Consider the following 6,431-nt stretch of genomic DNA (forward strand, 5'->3'; position numbering starts at 1 on the left):
TGGTCACCGCGGTAGCTCCGACACGGACAGCGACAGGATGTTGCCCGTGGCATTGCCCGATCCCGCGGTCTGGTTGAGCTGCAGCACGCCACGGAAGCCCTGCATGGCGCCCGCGGCGACCGACACGCTGCGCGTGCCTTCGCCCGGTACGCCGGCGCCCGTTCCCGGCTGCACTTCTGCCGACGCCGAAACGACGGTGGACAGGGAGCCGTCCGTCGTTTCGCGTATGCCCTGGCTGGCCAGCGCAGCGGCGACCGCATTGAGCTGCGTGTTCGCCGTCCCGCTGGCCTGGTTGATCGATACGAGTCCGTGCGCGCCGGCAAGGACGTCGCCGGCGATGGAGGCCTGCGCCTGCGTCGGCGCATCGGCCTGGTTGCCGAACGTCCGCTGGCGCGCGTCGATCCATGCCTGCGCGTCCGTGCCGGTGGCGAAGGCGCGCAGGTTTGCCTGGCTGTTGAGATCGCCCGCCGCCAGGTTGATCGCGACGCTGCCCTGGGCGTCCCGCAGGGCGTGGCCATCCAGGCTGCTGCGGGTGAGGTAGCCGAGCATGGCGGCGTAGTCGTCGTCGCCGGCGTTGACGCCGGTGCTGAGCATGGCCAGCGTGGCGAGGAAGCCGAGCACGATCGGGCGGCGCATGACGCTCAATGCCCGTTGCCGAAAGGCAGCTGCGCGAGCGCACCCTGCACTTGGTCGCCGATGCCACGGGTCGCGTTGCCGACGGCGCCGACCGGGGCCGTCACGGTGTTGCTCACGCCATTGCCGGCCACCGTGGTGCCGCCGCTGCCGCGGACCAGCATGCCGTCGAGCGCGCGGCCCACGGTCGACTGCAGTTGCGCGGTGGGCACTGGAGTGGCGCCCAGCTGTGCGATGTCGTCGTCGGAAAGTTCGCCGCTGCCGAGCGAGGCGAGGATCTCGGGTTGCGGCGAGGGTGACACCATCAGCGCCATGCCCGGCGGCGCCGGGCGGACCGCTGCCCGCGTGGATACGTTGCGCAGCAGCACGATGTCGCCTGGCTTGGCTACAACCGCCCGGTGTGCATCCGCCGCATGACTGGGCAAAGGCAGGCCGACCAGCGCGAGCAGGGCTGCAAGCGGCCGGAGCACGAGAAGGCGGGAGACAGGGGCGACTGCGGATTCCATGGCACGGCTCGTTCCTTCGGTGAGTGCCTTGGTGGCAAGCGCCGTGCCAAACCGACCGAGCGCCGCCAAACCGCGTCGTGGCGAGGTTCCGGGTTTCGATGCGGGGAATCGCTCCTGCGTCTGGTGTTACAGCGGCCGGCTCGACCGGGCCGCCCGGGCGGCGCAACCGGCGTGGTAGCGCGCTTCGCGCGGGGTGTAACAGGACTGATACACCTTGTGCGGCTGTTACAGCCGGGAGGCGCCGAGGCGACAAGGTCGCGGTGCTAGCATGGGCGGGCGACGCCCCGGTCGCACCCCACGCATGTTGCGACGGCGCCCATGCGCCGCCGGAGAGGCCATGTCCACGCAAGACGCTCCCCTGATCGATCTGGCCCGGCGCTACTGGTTGCCGGTGTATCGCCCGCGCGAGCTCGTGCTCGACCACGGCCGCGGCGCGCGGCTGTGGGATACGCAGGGGCGCGACTACGTGGATTTCGGCGCGGGCATCGCGGTCAACGGTCTGGGCCACCAGGATCCCGACCTGCTCGCCGCGCTCACCGCGCAGGCGCACAAGCTGTGGCATAGCAGCAACGTTTTTTACACCGAGCCGCCGCTGAAGCTCGCACAGGAGCTGGTCGAGGCGTCCGGCTTCGCCGAGCGCGTGTTCCTGTGCAACTCGGGCGCCGAGGCGAACGAAGCGGCAATCAAGCTGGTCCGTCGCTGGGCGGCCGCACAGGGCCGCGACGCCGGGCAGCGCACCATCGTCACCTTCCGTGGCTCCTTCCACGGGCGCACGCTCGCCACTGTCACGGCGACCGCGCAACCAAAGTACCAGGAGGGCTACGAGCCGCTACCGAAGGGCTTCCGCTACATCGACTTCAACGACGTGGCCGCGCTCGAGGCGGCATTCGCGCAGCGAGACGTGGCCGCGGTGATGGTCGAGCCCGTGCAGGGTGAGGGCGGCGTGCGCCCCGCGGCGCCCGGCTTCCTCAGGCACGCGCGCGAACTGTGCGACCGCCATGGCGCGCTGCTGGTGCTGGACGAGATCCAGTGCGGCATGGGCCGCACCGGCACGCTGTTCGCGCACGTGCAGGACAACGTGGAGCCGGACATCGTGACCCTGGCCAAGGCGCTCGGTGCGGGCTTTCCGATCGGCGCGATGCTGGCCGGACCCAGGGTCGCCGAGGTCATGCAGGTAGGCGCGCACGGCTCGACCTTCGGCGGCAACCCGCTGGCTGCGGCGGTGGCGCGCGTGGCGCTGGCCAAGCTCGGTTCGCCCGCGGTGCTGCTGAACGTGGAGCGCCAGGCGAACGAACTGCGTGCCGGCCTGGCGGCCATCGACGCCGAGCTGGGCCTGTTCGAGGAGGTGCGCGGGCGCGGCCTGATGCTGGGAGCGGCGCTGGCGCCACCCCATCGTGGCAAGGCCGCTGCCATGCTCGACATGGCCGCGGCAAGCGGCGTGCTGTTGCTCCAGGCGGGCCCCGACGTGCTGCGCCTGCTGCCCCCGTTGACCATCACCGACGAGGAGCTGGCCCAGGGGCTGGAGCGCATGCGCGCGGCCTTCAACGCCTTCCTTGCCACCCCTGCCGGAGAGACGCCATGAAGTACCCGCACACCATGGTCCGCGTGCGCGACCTGGATGCGTCGCTGCGCTTTTACTGCGAAGGCCTCGGCCTGCGCGAGGTGCGCCGCAAGGAGGTGCCGGAAGGCAAGTACACCCTTGTCTTCCTTGCTGCGCCGGAGAGTCCCGACGCGGAAATCGAGCTCACCTACAACTGGGGCTCGGAGGAGGACTACGGCTCGTCGCGCAACTTCGGCCACCTGGCGTTCCGCGTGGGCGATATCTACGCCACCTGCGAGCGGCTCAGGGACATGGGCTACACGATCCACCGCCCGCCGCGCGACGGACACATGGCGTTCGTGCGCTCGCCCGACCTGATCTCGATCGAACTGCTGCAGGAAGGCCACCTGCCGCCGCAGGAGCCGTGGGCGTCGATGCCCAACACCGGCGTCTGGTAGAGGCGACTCAGGCCAGGCCGCAGGTCGCTGGCGTTTGGCGCAAGGTCGGCAAGTTCACGCGTGTTGCCTTGCCTCGCGCAACGCGCCGCGCGCGGCTTCCAGCGTATCGGCGATGTCCTGGTCGCTGTGCGCACTGGACAGGAAGCCCGCCTCGAATGCGCTCGGTGCGAGGTACACGCCACGCTTGAGCATGCCGTGGAAGAAGCGGTTGAATAGCGCCGTGTCGGCCGCGGTGGCCTGCGCGTAGCTCGCCACCTGCGCGGCCGTGAAGAACAACCCGAACATGCCGCCGACGCGGTTGGTGCTGAACGGCACGCCTTCGCCATCCGCCACGGCCTGCAGGCCGTCGCACAGCAACCGCGTGCGTGCGGCGAGCTTGTCGTAAAAGCCGGGCGCCTGGATCAGCTCCAGCATGGCCAGGCCGGCTGCCATGGCGACCGGATTGCCCGAGAGCGTGCCCGCCTGGTAGATCGGGCCGGCCGGCGCGATCTGCTCCATCAAATCGCGGCGCCCGCCGTAGGCACCGACCGGCATGCCGCCGCCGATGACCTTGCCGAAGGTCGTCAGGTCCGGCGCCACGCCGTAATGCGCCTGTGCGCCACCCAGCGCCACGCGGAAGCCGGTCATCACCTCATCGAAGATCAGCAGCGCGCCGTGGCGCGTGCACAGCTCGCGCAGCCCCTGCAGGTAGCCGTCCCTTGGCGGGATGCAGTTCATGTTGCCGGCGACCGGCTCGATGATCAGGCCGGCGATGTCCGCGCCGTGCTCGGCGAACAGGGCCTCGGCGGCCGGCAGGTCGTTGTAGGGCAGGGTGAGGGTCAGGTCGGCGGCGGCCTTGGGCACCCCGGGCGACGTCGGCACGCCGAAGGTCAGCGCGCCGGAGCCGGCCTTGACCAGGAAGCTGTCGCCATGGCCGTGGTAGCAGCCCTCGAATTTCACAATCTTGCTGCGCCCGGTGGCGCCACGCGCCAACCGGATCGCCGACATCGTCGCCTCGGTGCCGGAGTTGACCATGCGCACCATTTCAACCGAGGGCACGAGGCGCGTGATCGTCTCGGCCATGGTCACCTCGGCCGGCGAGGGCGTGCCGAAGGACAGGCCATCTCGCGCCGCACGCTCCACCGCCTCGCGCACGCGCGGGTGGTTGTGGCCGACGATCATCGGGCCCCACGAGCCGACGTAGTCGATGTAGCGCGTGTCCTCGACGTCCCACAGGTAGGCACCCTCGGCGCGCGCGGTGAAGAACGGCTCGCCGCCGACCGACTTGAAGGCGCGCACCGGCGAATTGACGCCGCCGGGCATCAGCTGCTGCGCCCGTTGGAAAAGCTCGTGGTTCGTGGTCATGAGTGGGACTCGTCGGAAGAGAAACGGTAGAGGTCGCCAAGGCGGCGGGTTGCCGCGCGTACGTCGGTCGCGCCGAACACGGCCGAGATGGCGGCCAGGTAGTCGGCGCCGGCGTCGACCAGGGCGACGCCATTCTCGGGGGTGATGCCGCCGATCGCCACCCGGGGCACGCCCAATGCGGCGCTCTGCCTCAGCAGTTGTACCGGCGAGACGCGGGCGTGCGGCAACGTCGGTGACGGAAAGAAGGCGCCGAACGAAACGTAGTCGGCGCCCGCCTTGGCCATCGACTGCGCACGTTCGAGTGAGTCGAAGCAGGACACGCCGATGATCGCCTGCGCACCGAGCCGCTCGCGCGCACCGGCGAGTTCTTCGGCGGTCTCGCCCAGGTGTACGCCGGCGGCGCCGACCGCCTGCGCGAGCGCCGCGTCGCCGTTGATCAGCAGCGGCACGCCGTACTCGTCGCACAGGCGCTTGAGCGCGTGCGCCTCGGCATGCCGGCGTGCATCGTCATGGCTCAGGTCGCGGTATTGCAGCAGACGCGCGCCCCCGGCCAGCGCCTCACGCGTTACGTCCAGCAGGTCGTTGCGGGGGCCATCGGTGATCGCGTACACGCCGCGCGAAGGGAACGGATGCATCGGGGTTCCTTGTGTCGGGCCGCCGTGCTTTCGCTCCGGCGGGGGAGTTGCGAGAATGGCCCATTCAACTGCAGACGAAGACACGATCCGATGAGCACCGACGCCCAACCCCCCGCGACGCGCAAATGGATGTGCGTGGTATGCGGCTTCATCTATGACGAAGCGCTAGGCGTGCCCGAAGAGGGCATCGAACCGGGCACGCGCTGGGAAGACGTGCCCGACACCTGGACCTGTCCCGACTGCGGCGCGACCAAGGACGACTTCGAGATGGTCGAGACCGACTGACACGCGCCTCGCGCCTGTCATCAAACGGCCCGGTTCCGTCATCGTGCGGACCGGGCCGTCTGTTTTCCTGTCTCCGTAATCGACGCGGGAGGCACGCATGAAACAGTTCATTCCGTTCGAAGACGAGTGGGACATGCTTGATCGGCTTGACCCGTCGCGGCTGGTTCCCTACCAGGTGGGCCTGCCCTGCCTGCGGGGTGCCGGTCAGTGCACCGCGCCGATGTCGCCATCGACCGTCAGCTCGTCGCCCTGCTCCACGCCGATGCGGCGGGCTGTCCCGGCCGGCAGCTCGAGCACATAGCGCGCAGGCGCGTCGCTGGGGTAGCTCGGGCAGGGATCGGCCTTGCACGGCGGCACGTCCAGTTGCATCGATACCAGCTTGCGGTCGGCATCGAAGTAGAGGATGTCCAGCGGTATCAGGGTGTTCTTCATCCAGAACCAGCGTGGCTGGGTGTCGGGGAACACGAACAGCATGCTGTGATCGGCCGCCAGCTCCGTGCGCATCATCAACCCGCGCTCGCGACTGGCATCGTCCGTCGCGAGCTCCGTGCTGAACTGATGTCCATGCAACTCGACTGCAGGCGCAGAACTCTTTGGTACGGCCGTCGCGCAGCCGGTGGCGGCGAGCAGCAGGAACACCACGGGTAGTCGCTTCATGGCTCGGTCCGGTTGGAGTGAGCGTTCGAGTGTAGCGGTTGAACCCAACCCTAACGGATCGAAAAAAAGCTCCACGCCCCCTTCACAGCGCTCGCCCCCGGCGCTATGATTCTCGCCCCTTCGACGAGGCCGCCCTCGCGAAGAGTTCTCCCCTCTTCTCTGCGACGAAATTTCTTCTCACAGGGTGTTGACGGACAGAGAAACGAATGTAGAATGGGCGGCTCACCCGGGACGAAACGTCTCGGGGCGAACTGAAGAAAAGTTCGCAAGTGATTGATCTTTGACAGTGTGCGCAGGTGACTTGTGTGGGCGCCTTGCGGTGGATGGATGACTGTCCAACCAATGCAAGCGTCCAACCTAAAAGTCAGATTTA

8 protein-coding genes are annotated in these 6,431 nt (G+C 68.8%); 3 read left to right on the forward strand and 5 right to left on the reverse strand.

Annotated elements, in window-relative coordinates:
- Positions 1–3: 3 nt before the first annotated feature.
- Positions 4–636, reverse strand: a complete 633-nt coding sequence (locus tag ACFWZ3_RS16335) for a hypothetical protein (RefSeq protein ID WP_439708736.1) — start codon at positions 634–636, stop codon at positions 4–6.
- Positions 637–641: 5 nt separating this feature from the next.
- The gene (locus ACFWZ3_RS16340; protein ID WP_439708737.1) at positions 642–1,139 is read right to left on the reverse strand and encodes a hypothetical protein; all 498 of its coding nucleotides are present in this window, start codon (positions 1,137–1,139) and stop codon (positions 642–644) included.
- A 337-nt stretch (positions 1,140–1,476) separates the two neighbouring features.
- On the opposite strand from ACFWZ3_RS16340, the gene ACFWZ3_RS16345 reads away from it, so the two are divergent.
- Both ACFWZ3_RS16345 and ACFWZ3_RS16350 read left to right on the forward strand, forming a co-directional pair.
- On the forward strand, positions 1,477–2,721 hold the full coding sequence (locus ACFWZ3_RS16345; RefSeq protein ID WP_439708738.1) for an acetylornithine/succinylornithine family transaminase: 1,245 nt from the start codon (positions 1,477–1,479) through the stop codon (positions 2,719–2,721).
- Positions 2,718–3,137, forward strand: coding sequence for a VOC family protein (locus tag ACFWZ3_RS16350; RefSeq protein WP_439708739.1), 420 nt, complete (start codon positions 2,718–2,720; stop codon positions 3,135–3,137). The genes ACFWZ3_RS16345 and ACFWZ3_RS16350 overlap by 4 nt, the downstream gene beginning before the upstream one ends.
- A gap of 54 nt (positions 3,138–3,191) precedes the next feature.
- Here ACFWZ3_RS16350 and hemL read toward each other — a convergent pair whose 3' ends face one another.
- Both hemL and thiE read right to left on the reverse strand, forming a co-directional pair.
- Positions 3,192–4,481: a glutamate-1-semialdehyde 2,1-aminomutase gene (gene hemL / locus ACFWZ3_RS16355; protein ID WP_439708740.1), complete on the reverse strand. Its 1,290-nt coding sequence runs from the start codon at positions 4,479–4,481 to the stop codon at positions 3,192–3,194.
- Positions 4,478–5,116 (reverse strand): thiamine phosphate synthase, encoded by a 639-nt coding sequence (gene thiE, locus ACFWZ3_RS16360; protein WP_439708741.1) that lies wholly within the window; start codon positions 5,114–5,116, stop codon positions 4,478–4,480. Before thiE ends, hemL begins: the two co-directional genes overlap by 4 nt.
- Positions 5,117–5,206: 90 nt before the next feature.
- Between thiE and ACFWZ3_RS16365 the strand changes: the two genes are divergently transcribed.
- A complete protein-coding gene (locus tag ACFWZ3_RS16365) occupies positions 5,207–5,401 on the forward strand; it encodes a rubredoxin (RefSeq protein ID WP_231321720.1) in 195 nt (64 codons plus the stop codon).
- A gap of 204 nt (positions 5,402–5,605) precedes the next feature.
- On the opposite strand, the gene ACFWZ3_RS16370 is transcribed toward ACFWZ3_RS16365, so the two are convergent.
- Entirely contained in the window at positions 5,606–6,058 is a 453-nt protein-coding gene (locus ACFWZ3_RS16370; RefSeq protein WP_439708742.1) for a DUF192 domain-containing protein, read from the reverse strand.
- Positions 6,059–6,431 lie beyond the last annotated feature (373 nt).

This window comes from Frateuria sp. GZRR35, assembly GCF_051900415.1.
GTDB lineage: Bacteria > Pseudomonadota > Gammaproteobacteria > Xanthomonadales > Rhodanobacteraceae > Frateuria_A.